Source organism: Bacillus cereus group sp. MG9, assembly GCF_040459995.1.
GTDB classification, from domain to species: Bacteria; Bacillota; Bacilli; order Bacillales; family Bacillaceae_G; genus Bacillus_A; species Bacillus_A mycoides.
Window position 1 is genome coordinate 3,503,818 of record NZ_JARVHC010000001.1, and the last position, 16,640, is coordinate 3,520,457.

Consider the following 16,640-nt stretch of genomic DNA (forward strand, 5'->3'; position numbering starts at 1 on the left):
TTGAAAAGAAGAATAAAGAGAGCCGGGCCTCCTCCGCCCCTCTTACACCCTATCTACTATTCACATTCGTACCGGTAAATCTCCTTACCATATCCTCTATCAATTACTAAAAGTTCATTTGGATACAACGTCTTATGCTCCATTCCTACCTCTTCCTCTGTTATAAACATCCCATCAATAATCATCCCAACCACTTGCGATTCTTTCGCTACAAATATAGATTTCGATCCTTTTTTCGCTATTAATGTTACAGATTGCACAGTCTTTCTTTCTGCTCGGAATGGAATGTCAAAATAGTGCTTCCACCATTTATTTTTAAGTAACTCTGGTTCAGATTGATAAAGCCAATCTTTCGCTACTTCTTGATCCCATTCGTAATATAGTAATGCTTTCCTATGAAATCTCGGACGAACAATCCATCCTAAAATAATAATTCCTACTATTAAAAGTAATAAAGTGATAGGAATTACAAATTTAAAAATGAGCGCATACTTCTCAAAAAACGGCGCATTTTCAATGTGCAGTACGATCTTTTCCTTTACTTCTTGTAATGTTGAATCATTGATCGTGATGGTAGCCTCTACGGTGCCGGTATCTGTAAAATTGAATGTGTCGGAGTAATAAGGTCGAGGATAAACATAAACTTGACTACCATGCTGTTTTAATTCATAGTTGATCGATTGATTCGATGTGACACCAGTAGATTTTAATAGTTTCTTTACAGCCTCTTCTGTCATCGGTTTACCATTTAACTGGGGCTGTAAAATAAATGGTTTACTATTTTCTAAATTTGTTACCTTTTCTTCATAATCTTTCGTAACAGCTTGAAGTGTTAATTTTGGTTTTTCAGCTGGTTCAATCTTGAATTCTTTCGTCTGTCTATAAAATCCCTTTATATTCATATGGACTTTCCCGCGTACTAACGCTTTACCAACCTGTGTCTCGTAATAAAACACATGTCTTTTATCATTCCACTTCATCGGATACTGCTTTCCATCTATTTCTACTTCTGCTTCGAAATAAGAAGTTTGAATTGGTAATTCAGTAGGTTTCGCTTCAATAACAGCTGTCACACCTTCATACATTTTCTCAACATTTTTTCTATCTTTATCATCTTTGTCGTACGTAGAAACAGTATAATTAAGCGCTGGTTCAACAAGTACTTGTAATCCCTCTTTCTCAATGTCCTGATCCACTTCTATCGTATATGTCCCTGGCTTAATCACTTCCTGGTTCGCTGTACTTACATGCACTATATTTCCGAATAATTTAGCTTCTCCTGGTGCATGTATAGAAAAAGAAGACTGCAATTGTAACGGTTTGGAAAGTTGCATAACTTTATAATTAGACAAAGAAGGTGATTGTCGTACAAGCGTCATACGCTTTAATGGAAACGGTGTTGTAATCTCTACTTTTTTCCCTACTATTTTCGTTTTGACAATCGACTCAACAGAAGAAAATGGATCACGATTTGCAACTAATGCTGCCACTTGATTCACACTTTGTACAATACCATCCTCACCGCTAGACGGCATGACAACTCCATTCATTTCTTTTTTCCAAATCTCTTTAAACGTATTTAACTGCAGCTTCTCTTGCTGCCCTAAATCCTCTTCCATCGTGATTAAGACTGGATGTAAAGAGATCTTTTTCGAATCCATTTCTTTCTTAAACTGCGCTAACTTCTGTGTAATTTGTTCTTTTCCGCCAATCTTATCTTTCTCCAAATCATTAAATGCCCCGTCAGTTAATACAATAAGCCAAAATTCACGTTTCCCATCTATATCTGCTTCCTTTTTTATAGATTGCATCGCCGTTTCTACTGCGCTAAATGGAGTATTTAAATATGTTTTCCACGCCCCAATCCCCTCAATTTCTGTTTGCCTTTGATCCTTTGTTAATGAAATGTTTAATGGAGCATCCGGCTTACTCATTGGAACGTAAGAAAATTTATCTTTCTCATCTAATAGCGCAACTAAACTTTGCAAGGCGTAATTGGCATACTTCCAGCGATCGTTATTTCTCATGCTGCCCGAATCATCATATACAAGTGAAACGACCCTTTCCTTTGCCTCCTCTCCTTTTGCAAAAACTGAAAAAGGTAAACATATAAATAGAAACAGCATGAACGTGGCACAAATTCGAATTTTCATGATGAGGCTTCGCCACCTTTGTAGACAAATTCCTATGTTTAAATTTATGAGAGGAAACAAGATATATGACTTGTATTTTAGGACAACAGTTCACAGCAATTACATTATGTAAACAAAAATGAACTACTCCCATATTTTATTTCGAATTTTTTCCTTATTATATATCTGAAATAACACATAGATTTCATACTTTTCCCGCTATAAATTCCACCATTAAAGTTTGATTTTCTTTTCAATACAAGAAATAAAGAGCACGCTATAATTAGCGCACTCTTTACTTCTTCACATATACTTCAACAATCGGATTTTCCTTTTGATCTGCATGTAAACGTATATTCTCTTCACCCGTATTATAAATGCTAGATACCAGCATAACTGTTAACAAATTAGGTATTTTCGCATCACTCCCATATTTTCGTTCAAGAGCTTCTGTATACTCGAAATCCAAATCACCCTGCACATATGTATACACTTCAAAACCATCTTCCAAATTACAAACTACTGTATCTATAATATCCGCTCCTACTTGCTTCTTCATTTCACCTCGCAATGCTTCAATAAATTCTTCCCAAGGAACTTCGTACGTCTGAAATTGATCTGTAGATTTCATTTCATTTCCTCCTCACTATATATCCTTTTCATATATTTCCCCTTTCCTATAACAATTATGATAGGTAGGTCATTCATACAAGCCGCACTTGTCCCCCTTACATATCGTATTACTGTAATGGGAAGGAGAAAAGAACATGCATAGAAAAAGATGTTATGATACATGCCAACGTTATTTCGGTAAAGTTGTTCGAATTGAAGATCGTGATGGTCGCATTCACTTAGGCAAAATAATAGATGTAACAAACGATTCTGTTTGGATTGAACCAATGCAACAGCGCTCATCTTTTGATACAGGATTCGGGTACTATAACGCATATTCAAACGGCGGATGTGATATTTGCGGTGGTATTAGCAGATGTGATAACTGTGGATTTGGATGCGGTGGTGGATTCGATGGTGGATTTAGTGGCTGTGGATGCGGCGGTCGTGGTTGCGGTGGTTGTGGCGGCGGTGGCTGGGGCCTTGAACTCGGATTTGGCTTTATTTTTGGAATTACTTTGGCTGCATTATTTTTCATCTAACATAGTAAAGAGTTGACTATCTCTAGCCAACTCTTTTTCTATTTTTCACATATAAAAATCCGATGCCCTAAAATATGTTGATACATAAGCAGTACTTGTTCGTGTTTCACCCACGCCTCATACAATTCTTCTGGAATAAACGGTGATACATTCCACTCTGGCTCTTCCACATGTCCTGCAACTGTTTCTGCAATAGTTCCGCCACCGGCAATTGTAATTCTTTTAAAATTTGCTGCTTGAAATAAATGAATCCACTCATTCTCAGTTAATAATTCTTTCATACCGTATAACTGTCCAATCTTTTCCTCCTCTTTCTTCTCAATATGTTTTTCGGTAATCATTTCAATGACAACAAGTCTCCCATCCTTTTGTAATACACGATAACATTCCGAAATAACCTTTTCTTTATTTGTAAAAGCGAGTATAGATTCTCCAAGTACAAGCTCAAAATAATCATTTAAACACGGTAACCCTTCTACATCGCCTTGAATCAATTGTATATTTAAACCATCAAACAACCATCTATCTTTCGCTTTTTGAATCATAATTTCATTTTTTTCAACCGCTGTCACTTTATAACCCAATTCTTTTGTCATATACGCCGCTGTTTTCCCAGTGCCGCAACCTATCTCAAGAACATTCGCTCCGTGTCTAAGTGGCAATTGAGATAGCAATTGCTTCGTTAACGTAAAACCACCAGGATGAGCACTCCCTATTCCGTAATAAGCTAGAAAATCGATGTATGTGTTTCGTTTCATGGAATTCACCCTTTTTTATTTTATATATTCGGGTAGGGAAGAAAAGTGCATAGAAAAAAGCATTTTCAAGTGCTATAATACCGCAACTTGAAAATGCTTTTTTCTTTTATTATTTCTCTTCTACATACGCCCATTTGAAACTATATTCCGGACTAATATTATGTTTCACAATTCCCTTTATATTTGGTTGCATAACATATGATCTAGCATTTTGATATAAAGGTACAAGTGCTACATCATCTTCAAGTAACACTTTTTCTGCCTTCCCTAACTCTTCCCAACGTTTCTTTGCATCAGACATTAATTCTGTTTTACTCTTCTTAATACTTTCATCATATTTTGAATTTGAGTAACTCATTTGATTCTGAGAATTCGTTGTTTCAAACATATCTAAGTATGTCATCGGATCTGCATAATCTGGGCTCCAACCACCATATGCGATATCATATTCTTGCTCTGATTCTAATTTTAATTTTTGCTTAAACGGCTGAAGTTTAATATTTACTGTTACACCTTTTAAATTTCTCTCAATCTGATCCTTTACATACTCTCCAACTTTTTTCGCATTACCAGTATCATAATTTAGTAATTCAATCGTCACCTGATCTTTTCCAAGTTCTTTTTTCGCTTCTTCCCATGCAGCCGCAGCCTTTTTAGTATCTTGTTTCAAACCATTTTTAAACGTTTCTTGGAAATCTTTACCGTCAGGTCCAGCTGCTAAACCATTCGGAACTAAATAATCGGCTCCTTTTGAACCATCATTTAAAATGACATTTGCTAAATTCTTTTTATCTATCGATAATGCAATTGCTTCACGTAATTTCTTGCTTTTTAGTGGTGTATCTTGACCACCACGCTTTTGATTTAAACGTAAGTAAAATGTACTTGGTTCTGAATATGTTCCAAACTCACCTTTTTTATTTCTATACTTATCAACGAATTCTCCTGATAAAAGCGTGAAATCAATTGCACCTGTATCATATAAATTTACCCTTGTAGCTACTTCTTTTACTACACTGTAATTAATTTCATCTAGTTTCACAGTCTTTTTATCCCAATATTGGTCATTTTTCTTCAATTTCCAGCCTTGCTCATGTTTCCAATCAGTAAGTACAAACGGTCCATTATAGACTGTCGTATCAGATTCTAAACCGAACTTCTCTCCTTTTTCTTTTACGAACTTCTCATTTAATGGATAGTATGATGGGAATGCCACTAAGTTTAAGAAGTATGGTACCGCTTGCTCTAATTCTACTTCAAGCGTATAATCATCGGTTGCTTTTACTCCTAATTCAGTTACAGGTTTTTCTCCTTTATTAATCGCTTCTGCATTTTTAATATAGTAAGTAATAAATGCATACTCAGCAGCTGTTTTTGGATCTAATAGACGTTGCCATGCAAATACGAAATCTTTTGCAGTTACTGGATCACCATTTGACCATTTTGCATCTTTACGTAGCTTGAATGTATATTTTTTACCATCCTCGCTTTTTGTGCTAGATTCTGCTGCAGCTGGGATTGGCTTATTATCTTTATCAAGACGATATAATCCTTCCATCGTGTTTCCTAAAATTTGTGAACCAAGTGTATCCGTACTTTTCGAAGTATCCATCGTCGGAATTTCATTCGTTTCTGTTCGATTTAATACTTGTTTTGCTGCATATTTAATATCGGATTTTTTCTCTTCTCCACCATTAGACGTTGTAGTTGTTTTCTTCTCTCCACCTGATCCCGAGCAAGCTGTTAATGCCATACTCATTGCTAGAACTGGTGCTACAACCGCTGTTAATTTTGTCATCTTTTTTCTCTTCATTTCTTTGTACCCTCCCCAATTATATGTACGATATTAACAGTTAGAGATTCTCTATTAACTTTCGTTATCAGAAAATTCTTATTAATTAATATTCTACTATTTTTTTCGGTTTTGTAAAGTATTTTTGTAAATTTTCTAAATATTTATTTTTTTATGATAATAACTTGCTATTTTACTATTACTACTATATGAATTATCCCCCGTCTACTATATGTAAACATATCCCCTCTTATTCTTCTCTATTGCTATGTTCTATATTTTTCTCATCAATATGAAATCTCTGCTATCATTTATCTATCTAATTGTTGAACTCCTTTCTAATTTCCATGTGCCTTATTCTCCTATTCATACAAAAAAGCATTTCAAAAGCATATTAGCCACTTTTGAAATGCTTTCATGTTATTACTTTCCGCCATCCTCAGTTACATACGCCCACTTAAAGCTATATTCTGGACTAATGTTATGTTTAACGATTCCTTTTACATTTGGCTTCATTACGTACGCTCTTCCTGTTTGATATAAAGGAACTAATCCTGCATCTTCTTCAAGGAATAATTTTTCTGCTTTTCCTAACGTTTCCCAACGCTTCTTCGGATCAGTCAGTAATTCATTACCTGCTTTTTGTACCATTTCATCGTATTTCGGATTTGAATAACTCATTTGGTTATATGGGCTCTTCGATTCAAACATATCAATAAATGTCATTGGATCCGAATAATCTGGGCTCCAACCTGCAAATGAAACTTCATAATCTTGCGCTGACTCTAATTTTAATTTTTGTTTGAATGGCTGAATTTTCGTGGTAACTGTTACACCTTTTAAATTTTTCTCAATTTGATCTTTAAAGTAATCAGCAATCTTTTTCGCAGTTCCATCATCATAGCTTAGTAATTCAATTGTAACTTGATCTTTTCCAAGTTCTTTTTTCGCTTCTTCCCAAGCTGCTGCGCCTTTTTTCGTATCATATTTCAGACCATTTTTAAATGTATCTTGATAATCTTTACCATCCGGCCCTATCGCAAGCCCTTTTGGAACCAATTGATCCGTTGCTTTTGATCCATTATTTAATATAACGTTTGCTAAACCTTTTTTATCAATTGATAATGCGATTGCTTCACGAAGTTTTTTGCTCTTTAACGGTGTATCTTGTCCATTACGCTTTTGATTTAAACGTAAGAAGAACGTACTTGCTTCTGAATACTCACCATATTCATCTTTGTTCGATTTATATTTATCTACAAATTCTCCTGATAATAATGTAAAGTCAATCGATCCTGTATCATATAAATTTACTTTTGTAGCCACTTCTTTTACAACGCTGTAATTAATTTCTTCTAATTTCACAGTCTTATTATCCCAATACTTATCATTTTTCTTCAGCTGCCAACCTTGTTCATGTTTCCACGATGCCATTACAAATGGCCCGTTATACAATGTTGTATCTGCTTCTAAACCGAATTTCTCTCCTTTTTCTTTTACGAACTTTTCATTTAAAGGATAATATGACGGGAATGCTAATAAATTTAAGAAGTACGGTACCGGTTTTTCTAATTCTACTTCTAGTGTATAATCATCTACCGCCTTCGCTCCTAATTCAGTTCCAGGTTTTTCTCCTTTATTAATCGCTTCTGCATTTTTAATATAGTAAGCAATAAATGCATATTCTGCCGCTGTGTTTTTATCAAGTAAGCGCTGCCATCCATATACGAAATCTTTCGCTGTTACAGGCTCTCCATTTGACCATTTTGCATCTTTACGCAGTTTAAACGTATATTTTTTACCATCTTCGCTTTTTGTACTTGATTCTGCGGCAGCAGGAATAGGCTTATTATCTTTATCAAGACGATATAATCCTTCCATTGTGTTCCCTAAAATTTGCGCCCCTAACGTATCAGTAGATTTAGAAGTGTCCATCGTCGGAATTTCTTGGTTTTCCGTACGATTTAATACTTGCTTCGCTGCATATTTAATATCAGCTTTTTTTTCTTCCCCACTATTAGATGTAGTAGTCGTTTTCTTTTCTCCGCCTGATCCAGAGCATGCTGTCAATGCAACACTCATTGCTAAAACTGGTACTACAACCGCTGTTAACTTTTTCATCTTTTTTCTCTTCATTTTTATACCCTCCCTAATTATATGTACATTACCAACCCTTGAGAGACCCCTTATTAATGATTCACTTTTCAGAAAATTATAACTAATGTTATTCTACTCTTTTTTTCACATTTGTAAATAGTTTTATTTTAAATATTCTGATTTTTATCTTCATAAATTAGTATGATTTATCCCCCATCTACTATATGTACGTACTATACGCCTTATTCTTCTCTATTTAACTGAACTAAAAAAAGCATTTCAAAGTAGCTAAGCTACTTTGAAATGCTTTTTTAACTCTATTATTTTTCAGTCACATATGCCCACTTAAAGCTAAATTCTGGACTGATATTATGTTTTACTACACCTTTTACATTTGGTTGTAAAACATAAGAATCTCCACGTTGATATAAAGGTACAATCGCTACATCTTCTTCAAGTAATGTTTTTTCAGCTTTCCCTAACTCTTCCCAACGTTTTTTCGCATCACCCATTAATTCAGTACCGGCTTTTTTCACCATGCCGTCATATTTAGGGTCAGAGAAGCTCATTTGGTTATGAGAATGTCCAGTCTCAAACATATCTAAGAACGTCATTGGATCTGCATAATCTGGATTCCATCCGCCATACGAAATATCATATTGTTGCTCAGATTCTAATTTTAGTTTTTGCTTAAATGGTTGAAGTTTAATGTTAACTGTTACACCTTTTAAGTTTTTCTCAATTTGGTCTTTAATATATTCGCCAACTTTTTTCGCATTACCAGTATCGTAGTTTAAGAATTCAATTGTAACTTGATCTTTTCCAAGTTCTTTTTTCGCTTCTTCCCAAGCTGCAGCAGCTTTTTTAGCGTCTGGTTTCAAACCATTTTTAAATGTTTCTTGGAAGTCTTTACCGTCTGGTCCAGTTGCTAATCCTTTTGGCACTAAGAAGTCAGCTTCTTTTGATCCATCATTTAAAATTACGTTTGCTAAATTCTTTTTATCAACTGATAGTGCAATTGCTTCACGCAATTTTTTGCTCTTTAATGGTGTATCTTGTCCATCACGTTTTTGGTTCATACGAATGAAGTACGTGCTCACTTGCGAGAATGTTCCGAATTCATCTTTCTTACTTCTGTATTTATCAACGAACTCTCCATTTAATAAAGCAAAGTCAACTTGACCGCTGTCATATAAATTGACTAAAGTTGCAGCCTCTTTAACAACACTGAAGTTAACTTCTTCAAGTTTTACAGTCTTTTTATCCCAATATTGATCATTTTTCTTTAATTGCCATCCTTGTTCATGCTTCCAATCTTTAAGAACGAACGGTCCGTTATAAACTGTTGTATCAGACTCTAAGCCAAACTTCTCCCCTTTTTCTTTTACGTATTTTTCATTTAATGGGTAGTACGATGGGAATGCTACTAAGTTTAAGAAGTACGGTACTGCTTGCTCTAATTCAACTTCAAGCGTAAGATCATCTACCGCTTTCACTCCTAATTCAGCGACAGGTTTTTCTCCTTTATTAACCACTTCTGCATTTTTAATTGGGAATGCGATAAATGCATACTCAGCAGCTGTTTTTGGATCTAATAGACGTTGCCAAGCATATACGAAATCTTTCGCAGTTACTGGATCACCATTTGACCATTTTGCATCTTTACGTAGTTTAAATGTATATTTTTTACCATCTTCACTTTTCGTACTAGATTCTGCCGCAGCTGGCATCGGCTTATTATCTTTATCAAGACGATATAACCCTTCCATCGTATTCCCTAGCATTTGTGAAGATACTGTATCTGTTGATTTAGAAGAATCCATCGTTGGAATCTCTTGTGTTACTGTTCGATTTAAAACTTGTTTTGCCGCTAATTTCCCCTCTGACTTGCTATCTCCACTTGAGTTTGTGCTTGTCTTTTTATCTCCGCCTGATGTAGAACATGCTGTTAATGCCATGCTCATTGCTAAAACCGGTACTACAACTGCTGTTAGTTTTTTCATTTTTTTCTTTTTCATTTTTGTACCCTCCCTAATTCTAAACGATAGCTATTTAAGAATTTTCTGATAATTCTGTTTTTCTTTATATATTTATCAGACGATTCTTACTACTTCTTATTCTACTAATTTTTTAAAATTTGTAAAGTGTTATTATTGAAAATTATTAAAAAATTATTTTCTTACAGTAATATTCATAAAAATTCCATATAGTTTTTTAACATCGTTTTTTATCGTTACATATACACTAATTTAATAGTGTTAATGATACTTTCCAATAAATAGACTGTAGATTGTCGCTAATAAATAATGTATATTCTAGAGATCTCTTTCCTACAAAAACAAAAAAAGCAGATATAGCATCCGCTTTAATTTCCCTCAATTTGCTTCTCACTTAATCCAAGATGTGTTCTGAGTGTATTACTCAAATTTTGCAAGTCTTTTTTATTAGGATTATAATAATATACACGCTTCCCATTTGGGCCATTTGGTAAATATAAATCATCACCGTTCAGTTGAATCTTCTCAACTGAACAATCTAAACCATATTTATAAAAAGATAAAATATCATCCAATGCTAAATTTGTTTTAAAATCGCCATCGACGGCCTCAACCATTTTCTCCAGTTTTGTAATAGACCCTACACTTTTTAATTTACTTAAAATCGCCTCAATAACAAGTTGTTGGCGCTGCCCCCTCATTGCATCACTATCAATATGACGAGTTCTCGCCAAAGCAAGTGCTTCTTCTCCCGTTAATTTTTGAACCCCTTTTTTCAAGTGAATCGTATCAGGTTCATCTTTACTATTTTGTTCAGTAAATTCAACCGGGACATCTACCTCAACACCATCGAGCCCATCAACAATTTTAATAAATGAACCAAAATTAAATTTCACAAAATAATCTACCGGTACTTGCAGTAACTTTTCTACTGCCTCAACAGAAGCTTGTGGCCCTCCATCTTTTCCGTTTTTAACGAAACCACTTCCATATGCGTGTGTTATTTTATCTTTTTTCTTTTCGATTGGAACATATGTATATGTATCTCGTGGTATACTGGTTAACTTCACTGTCTTATCTTCTTTATTAAACGTAGCTAACAATAATGCATCCGTATGAAATGCACCATTATACCCCTTTTGCCGTTCTTGATTTTCATCAATTCCCATAATTAACATTGAAACGTTGTGTGTAATTGGCTTTACAGCTTTCTCACGTAAATTTGATTTTTCACCACGCGATAAGTTCAAATTAGATTTTTGTACGAGATTAGAAGTTTTCATATATACATAAGCACCATACCCAACTCCGCCAAATAGTAATACTCCTAACAATACACTTATTATCGTTGTCTTTTTATATTTTCGTTTATTTTTCTTTTCTCTTGAAGGAGAGGTATTCTCCATATAGTTCCCTCCGTTTTCTATTCATCTAATATGTTTTTCAATTTTTCATAATTAGTGCTATCCTTTTGAAATACATTCTCTTTCAATCCTTTGTTTATTTGTATCCATTCAGTCGTAATCGAATATTGAATCATACCTTCATGGAAACTAAGGAACTTCAACATAATCCCCGTATTTTTCTCTACAACCATTTCAAATTTCCCACTCAAATCTTCCGATGTACTTACAGGCATTTCTATGTTTATTACCCCTTCTATTTTGTAGCAATCGAGTCCAAGATACTTCGTTTCTTTATAACTCCAATCTTTATATCGAATTAATAGATCAGCAAATTCTGATTGAATACTGTACTTAGCGAATCCCACATATTCGTCATCATACCGTTTCTTCTCACCTGATTTTCTCAACAACCTTTCCATAGGGCTTAATTTTAATAGTTCATTATTTCTTTCTTTTGGACTCCATCTCATCTCTTTATACGTATTATTCTTATCATTAAACTCTTTTTTTCCGTCCTCGTTATAAATAATCGTGCTTTTTTTCGATAGTTTGTCTTCTTTAGATGAAATACCACTTTGTTTCTCCGTATCAATCACATATTTATATGTTGTAGCAATTTTTGTAGAGCTAGAATATTCTTCGAATTGCCCTGAAACATTTTGGAAATGATCAATTGAATCAAGCATCTTTTGATGAATCTTTTCCTTATCTGGATAATTGACGTTCGACTTTATTTCTTCTTCATTCTCATAATCAGAAAACGCATTCTTCTTTACGTAATTAAACATCCCTCCATTTTGTGCAAAGCTCTGTATAGAAAACTCAGACATAGATACAATTGATAGCGTTAGAACAGCGGCACTAATAAACATCATATGTACTCTATAACTCTTTCTTTTTACAGGAAGATTATGAAGTGTATCATTAATTTTTTCATTTAGTGCCTGTGGCAATACGGTATTATCCTTTTCTATTCTCTTTTTTAATTTTTCATCAAATGATTTTTCTTTATCCATTTTAACCACCTCCTACTCCATCTTTAATCGCTCTTCTAATTGTTCCCTTGCACGTGACAATCTTGATTTAACCGTACCTTTTGGAATTTCTAAAAGCGTTGCAATATTTTCTTGATTCATATCTTCATAATAATAAAGTACAGTTACAGCTCTTAGTTCTTCCGTTAAAGACTGAATAGCATTACAAAGGTCAATATCTTCATATCGATCAAACGCCACCATATTACTATCATGATCCTCAATTACAATTACTTTTTTATAAGAGCGAATTATATTGTTACACTCATTTATTAAAATTCTAATGAGCCAAGTTTGAAAAAACTCTTCCTTTTTCAGTTTTTTTATATTTTCATAAGCTTTTAAGATTGTTGCCTGCATCGCATCCTCTATATTCGTCTCATCACGTAACATCGCCTTCGCAATGCGATACATCTTTACTTTTTCTGTATGTATAAGTGTCATAAAAGCCTCATGATTACCCTTTTTTGCTAAAGAAACATCCGTTTCTTCTTTTACAATCATCTTATATAAAGGAATTACTTTCACAATTGGTCCTCCTGTTTCAGCCTCTCTATTAATTAAACTTTACACATATTAGACGGAGTATCCTAGAAAAAGGTTCAATTCTTTTGAATATTTCTACAAGAAAAAATGTAAATATTCCATTTTGACTATCTACTTAAATGTTTCTCTAAAAGATATCCCTGCGAATTTACAAACAAAAAAAGCCCACTTTCTCAGTGGACTTTCTAATTTACAACGGTAAATCCCTCTTCCTAAACACTACAATTGCTACTATGAAGATACAAAGCGCTCCAGCAGTTAAGCCTATACTTACTGGCCATATATTATATGTTCCTTCAGCAATTTCTTTCGGACGAAACAATGTAAATAAAGATATATTTCTCATCCACTCTAACTTATCACTTAATTTCCCTACCATATCTAATACGAAAAATAAGATTGTTAAACTGGCTGAGTAGCTAAGTGCCTTTCTTTCATCATTACATATACAAGAAAAGAAAAATGAATAGGCACTAACTACTAAAAATATAAGCCCTCCGACTATGTTTATTTTCAAAAATAATTCTCGATTTAAGTTATTATCTTTTAAAAACCATTCTGCACCTAATATACCAGCTACATAAGTAACAATTACAATTATTAGTAGCCCCAATATGAGAACAGCAGCTTGTGTAATTGCAATTTGCACCCTGGATACAGGTGTTGCTAATAAATATGCCATCGCCCCTTTATCTACATGACGAGCAATTAAATGCGTTGCAACCGTGACGCAAAAAATTGTTAAAATGATAATAAACAACAGGCTATAATATTCACCAGCTAAAAAATCCATTACATTTTGAATTGGGCTTTCCATTCCAACGATTTTTTTTACACTATCAGGCATGGCACTTATTAATTCATTTAACCCTTTCGCCGATACCATTGATGGAAATATCCAAATTATTAACAATAAATATAGAGCTGCACCAGTCGCATAACTCAAAATACTTTTTTGAGTTTCTTTCAAACTAGCTAAAAATAATTGTTTATTCATGCTTTATCCCTTCTTTCTTATCGTAATAATGCATAAATAAATGTTCTAAATCCATTGCTCTCGTTTGAAGTGCAGTTACATTATAGTTTGAAAGTATTTGTAAAACAGTTTGATAGTTTCCTTGCACAATAATTGACGCCTCTCTACCTTTCATTCCTTCAAATTGCAAATCACATTGTTTAAGAGATTCGATTTCTTCTTGAGATGATACTGTTACATCTATCACCTGTCTTCTCATGCCTTGTAAATCATGAATGTTTTCAACGGTTACAAGACAACCATCTTTAATAATAGCTACTCTGTCACAAGTTCTCTCAATTTCAGTGAAAATATGTGATGACATAAGGATTGTTTTTCCTCTTTGCTTTTCCTCTAATATTAAATCTATAAATACTTGTTGCATAAGTGGATCGAGTCCTGATGTCGGTTCATCTAAAATTAACACTTCTGGATCATGCATAAATGCCGCAACTATACCTACTTTTTGTTTCATTCCTTTAGACATTTTTCGAATTGGTGTTTTCACATCGAACTGCAAACGTTCTATCAATTCATCTCGTCTTTTTATATTTTTTAACCCACGCATTCCTTGCATCAAATTTAAAAATTCTAATCCATTCATTCCTTCAATAAAAGAAATTTCTCCTGGTAAATAGCCAACTTCTCTTTGAATTTTCGCAGCATCTTCCCAACAATCTAATCCGAAAATTGTCGCTTTACCAGCCGTCGGTTTTATAAATCCCATTAAATTACGAATCGTTGTTGATTTCCCAGCACCATTTGGTCCTAAGTAGCCAAAAACTTCTCCTTCTTTCACTTCAAATGTAATATCAAACAAGCCTTTTCCATTTGAAAACTGTTTTGTAACATTTTGAACTGAAATCATAAACCCACCTCATTTTTTGAAATATTTAACATGTGATATTTCAAAATTATTGTACTCCTCATCTTTCATATTCGCAACAACTTTTTGAAATATTTATATGTCCATATTTCAAAAATATTGTTTTCAATTATTTTTTCTTGTATATTTTAATTGAGGTGATTGTATTGAACGGCTTTGAAAAAGTGAAAGAAAAGAAAAAACGTGCCATTAAAGATGCGGCCTTTACATTATTTTCAGAACGTGGATTTAATGAAGTGAAAATAGAACATATTGCAAAAAAAGCAAACGTTTCTCAAGTGACAATTTATAATCATTTCGGAAGTAAAGAAGCATTATTTAGAGAGCTTATACAAGAATTTATAACATCTGAATTTCAATATTATAAAAAACTTGCAGAGGAAAAATTACCTTTTCATGAGATGATGCAAAAAATGATTGTAAGAAAAATGAATACTGGTGGGTTATTTCAGCCGGATATGTTACTACAAATGATGCAAAGAGATGAAGAGCTCCGAAAGTTTATTTATAGTTATCAAAACGAAAAAATCTTGCCTTGGTATTTAGAAATACTAGAACAAGCACAGCAAAAAAATGAAATTAACCCTCACCTTACTAAAGAAATGATGTTACTATACATTCAAATGTTCACTAAACTAGGTGATGATTTCGGGGCTCAGCTTCTTGAAGGAGATCGCGAAAAACATATAGAAGATATCGTTACGATGTTCTTTTATGGACTGTCCGTCCCAGAAAAATAATGTTTCTAAAGAACAAATACCATCACAAAAAAAGCCCTTTGGATATTTAAATCTCAAGGGCTTTTTGGTGTTAAAAAAATTATTAATACTAATTTTCTCTTAACGAAGTTAAATGCTGCTTTATAGATAATACCTTATTATAGATTAACTCTTTTAGCATAACAGGCTGAATTGAGATAATCGTTTCTCCGAAATTCAGAAAATAGTTCGAGATAAAATCAACTTCTTGTTTATTAAAATAGCCTGTTATAATGTAATTTTCGTTTTCTTTTTGTATCTTCATGGAAGGATAATTCTCTTTATCAAAAATGTCTTTTCCTTTTTGATTAACAACGACAATAAAATCAGTTGCATCAGGCCTTCTATGAAAATTAGTAAGATAACTTAACAATTCTTCAAGATTTTTTGAATTCGTATTGCTTGTTTCCACAATAGAAAGAATTTTATCACATCTAATTATTTGAACATGATTTGTCTCAAAATTAAAGATTTTAGCATACCACTGGCCAAATTTAGATTCTATTCGAATAAATTGGGCGACCAATACTTTCTCCTCATCTTTTTTTAAATATGTTAAATGATAAACTCGCTCAGCAAAAATCCCCTGTAAAAGTTCTTTTAAGAACGGACTAAAGTTACTATGATTTGTTACTTCAAAGGAAAGCGTTCGTTCCATGATTGAAATATTTTTACTCACATTATCAGGTAATACATGTTTAAATTTATTTTCAAGCGCAATACTTTCTATATTAAATGGCTTTGTTTTGTATCCATTTAATGTAAGCATCGAAAAGTATAACGCATACATTTCATCCACACTAAAATATATTGGTGATAACACACTATTTTCTATAATTTTATAACTCCCATTTCTACCTAGTTCAGAATATATTGGTACACCTATTTCTTCTAATGATTGAATATCTCGTAGAGCGGTACTTTTAGAAATATCATATCTAACCATTAAATCTTTTAAATTAAAATATCTTTTATTATTTAAGAAAATAAGCATATCATTTATTCGTTCAGTTTTTTTCATATTTCCCTCCATAAAAGGTGTCATGTATTGAAACCTTTTTAGTC

Annotated in this window: 14 protein-coding genes; 2 read left to right on the forward strand and 12 right to left on the reverse strand. The window is 33.3% G+C overall.

Going from position 1 to position 16,640, the window contains the following annotated elements; all coding sequences use genetic code 11:
* Positions 1 to 56: 56 nt before the first annotated feature.
* Positions 57 to 2,153, reverse strand: a complete 2,097-nt coding sequence (locus QCI77_RS17930) for a vWA domain-containing protein (protein WP_353825310.1) — start codon at positions 2,151 to 2,153, stop codon at positions 57 to 59.
* A gap of 274 nt (positions 2,154 to 2,427) precedes the next feature.
* A complete protein-coding gene (locus QCI77_RS17935; protein ID WP_060751608.1) occupies positions 2,428 to 2,763 on the reverse strand; it encodes a hypothetical protein in 336 nt (111 codons plus the stop codon).
* A 136-nt stretch (positions 2,764 to 2,899) separates the two neighbouring features.
* Here QCI77_RS17935 and QCI77_RS17940 point away from each other — a divergent pair, with 136 nt between their 5' ends.
* Positions 2,900 to 3,286 carry a hypothetical protein gene (locus tag QCI77_RS17940; RefSeq protein ID WP_002128474.1) on the forward strand — a complete coding sequence of 129 codons (387 nt, stop codon included), beginning with the start codon at positions 2,900 to 2,902 and terminating at the stop codon, positions 3,284 to 3,286.
* A gap of 38 nt (positions 3,287 to 3,324) precedes the next feature.
* Here QCI77_RS17940 and QCI77_RS17945 read toward each other — a convergent pair whose 3' ends face one another.
* The 9 genes from QCI77_RS17945 to QCI77_RS17985 form a co-directional block, all read right to left on the reverse strand.
* Positions 3,325 to 4,044: a class I SAM-dependent methyltransferase gene (locus tag QCI77_RS17945; protein ID WP_113769597.1), complete on the reverse strand. Its 720-nt coding sequence runs from the start codon at positions 4,042 to 4,044 to the stop codon at positions 3,325 to 3,327.
* A gap of 109 nt (positions 4,045 to 4,153) precedes the next feature.
* Positions 4,154 to 5,857, reverse strand: coding sequence for a peptide ABC transporter substrate-binding protein (locus QCI77_RS17950; RefSeq protein ID WP_113769596.1), 1,704 nt, complete (start codon positions 5,855 to 5,857; stop codon positions 4,154 to 4,156).
* Between the two features lie 402 nt (positions 5,858 to 6,259).
* Complete coding sequence (locus QCI77_RS17955) at positions 6,260 to 7,972, reverse strand: peptide ABC transporter substrate-binding protein (RefSeq protein ID WP_113769595.1); 1,713 nt, start codon at positions 7,970 to 7,972, stop codon at positions 6,260 to 6,262.
* 281 nt (positions 7,973 to 8,253) lie between these two features.
* Positions 8,254 to 9,951, reverse strand: a complete 1,698-nt coding sequence (locus tag QCI77_RS17960) for a peptide ABC transporter substrate-binding protein (protein WP_353825311.1) — start codon at positions 9,949 to 9,951, stop codon at positions 8,254 to 8,256.
* Between the two features lie 347 nt (positions 9,952 to 10,298).
* Positions 10,299 to 11,336, reverse strand: a complete 1,038-nt coding sequence (locus QCI77_RS17965; protein WP_002142691.1) for an LCP family protein — start codon at positions 11,334 to 11,336, stop codon at positions 10,299 to 10,301.
* A 17-nt stretch (positions 11,337 to 11,353) separates the two neighbouring features.
* Positions 11,354 to 12,352: an anti-sigma factor gene (locus QCI77_RS17970; protein ID WP_353825312.1), complete on the reverse strand. Its 999-nt coding sequence runs from the start codon at positions 12,350 to 12,352 to the stop codon at positions 11,354 to 11,356.
* 12 nt (positions 12,353 to 12,364) lie between these two features.
* Positions 12,365 to 12,898, reverse strand: coding sequence for an RNA polymerase sigma factor (locus QCI77_RS17975; protein ID WP_098777403.1), 534 nt, complete (start codon positions 12,896 to 12,898; stop codon positions 12,365 to 12,367).
* Between the two features lie 208 nt (positions 12,899 to 13,106).
* Positions 13,107 to 13,913: an ABC transporter permease subunit gene (locus QCI77_RS17980; protein WP_193663211.1), complete on the reverse strand. Its 807-nt coding sequence runs from the start codon at positions 13,911 to 13,913 to the stop codon at positions 13,107 to 13,109.
* On the reverse strand, positions 13,906 to 14,799 hold the full coding sequence (locus tag QCI77_RS17985) for an ABC transporter ATP-binding protein (RefSeq protein WP_353825313.1): 894 nt from the start codon (positions 14,797 to 14,799) through the stop codon (positions 13,906 to 13,908). Before QCI77_RS17985 ends, QCI77_RS17980 begins: the two co-directional genes overlap by 8 nt.
* Before the next feature lie 137 nt (positions 14,800 to 14,936).
* Here QCI77_RS17985 and QCI77_RS17990 point away from each other — a divergent pair, with 137 nt between their 5' ends.
* Positions 14,937 to 15,557 carry a TetR/AcrR family transcriptional regulator gene (locus QCI77_RS17990; RefSeq protein ID WP_353825314.1) on the forward strand — a complete coding sequence of 207 codons (621 nt, stop codon included), beginning with the start codon at positions 14,937 to 14,939 and terminating at the stop codon, positions 15,555 to 15,557.
* Between the two features lie 88 nt (positions 15,558 to 15,645).
* On the opposite strand, the gene QCI77_RS17995 is transcribed toward QCI77_RS17990, so the two are convergent.
* Complete coding sequence (locus tag QCI77_RS17995) at positions 15,646 to 16,620, reverse strand: helix-turn-helix transcriptional regulator (RefSeq protein ID WP_002190369.1); 975 nt, start codon at positions 16,618 to 16,620, stop codon at positions 15,646 to 15,648.
* Positions 16,621 to 16,640 lie beyond the last annotated feature (20 nt).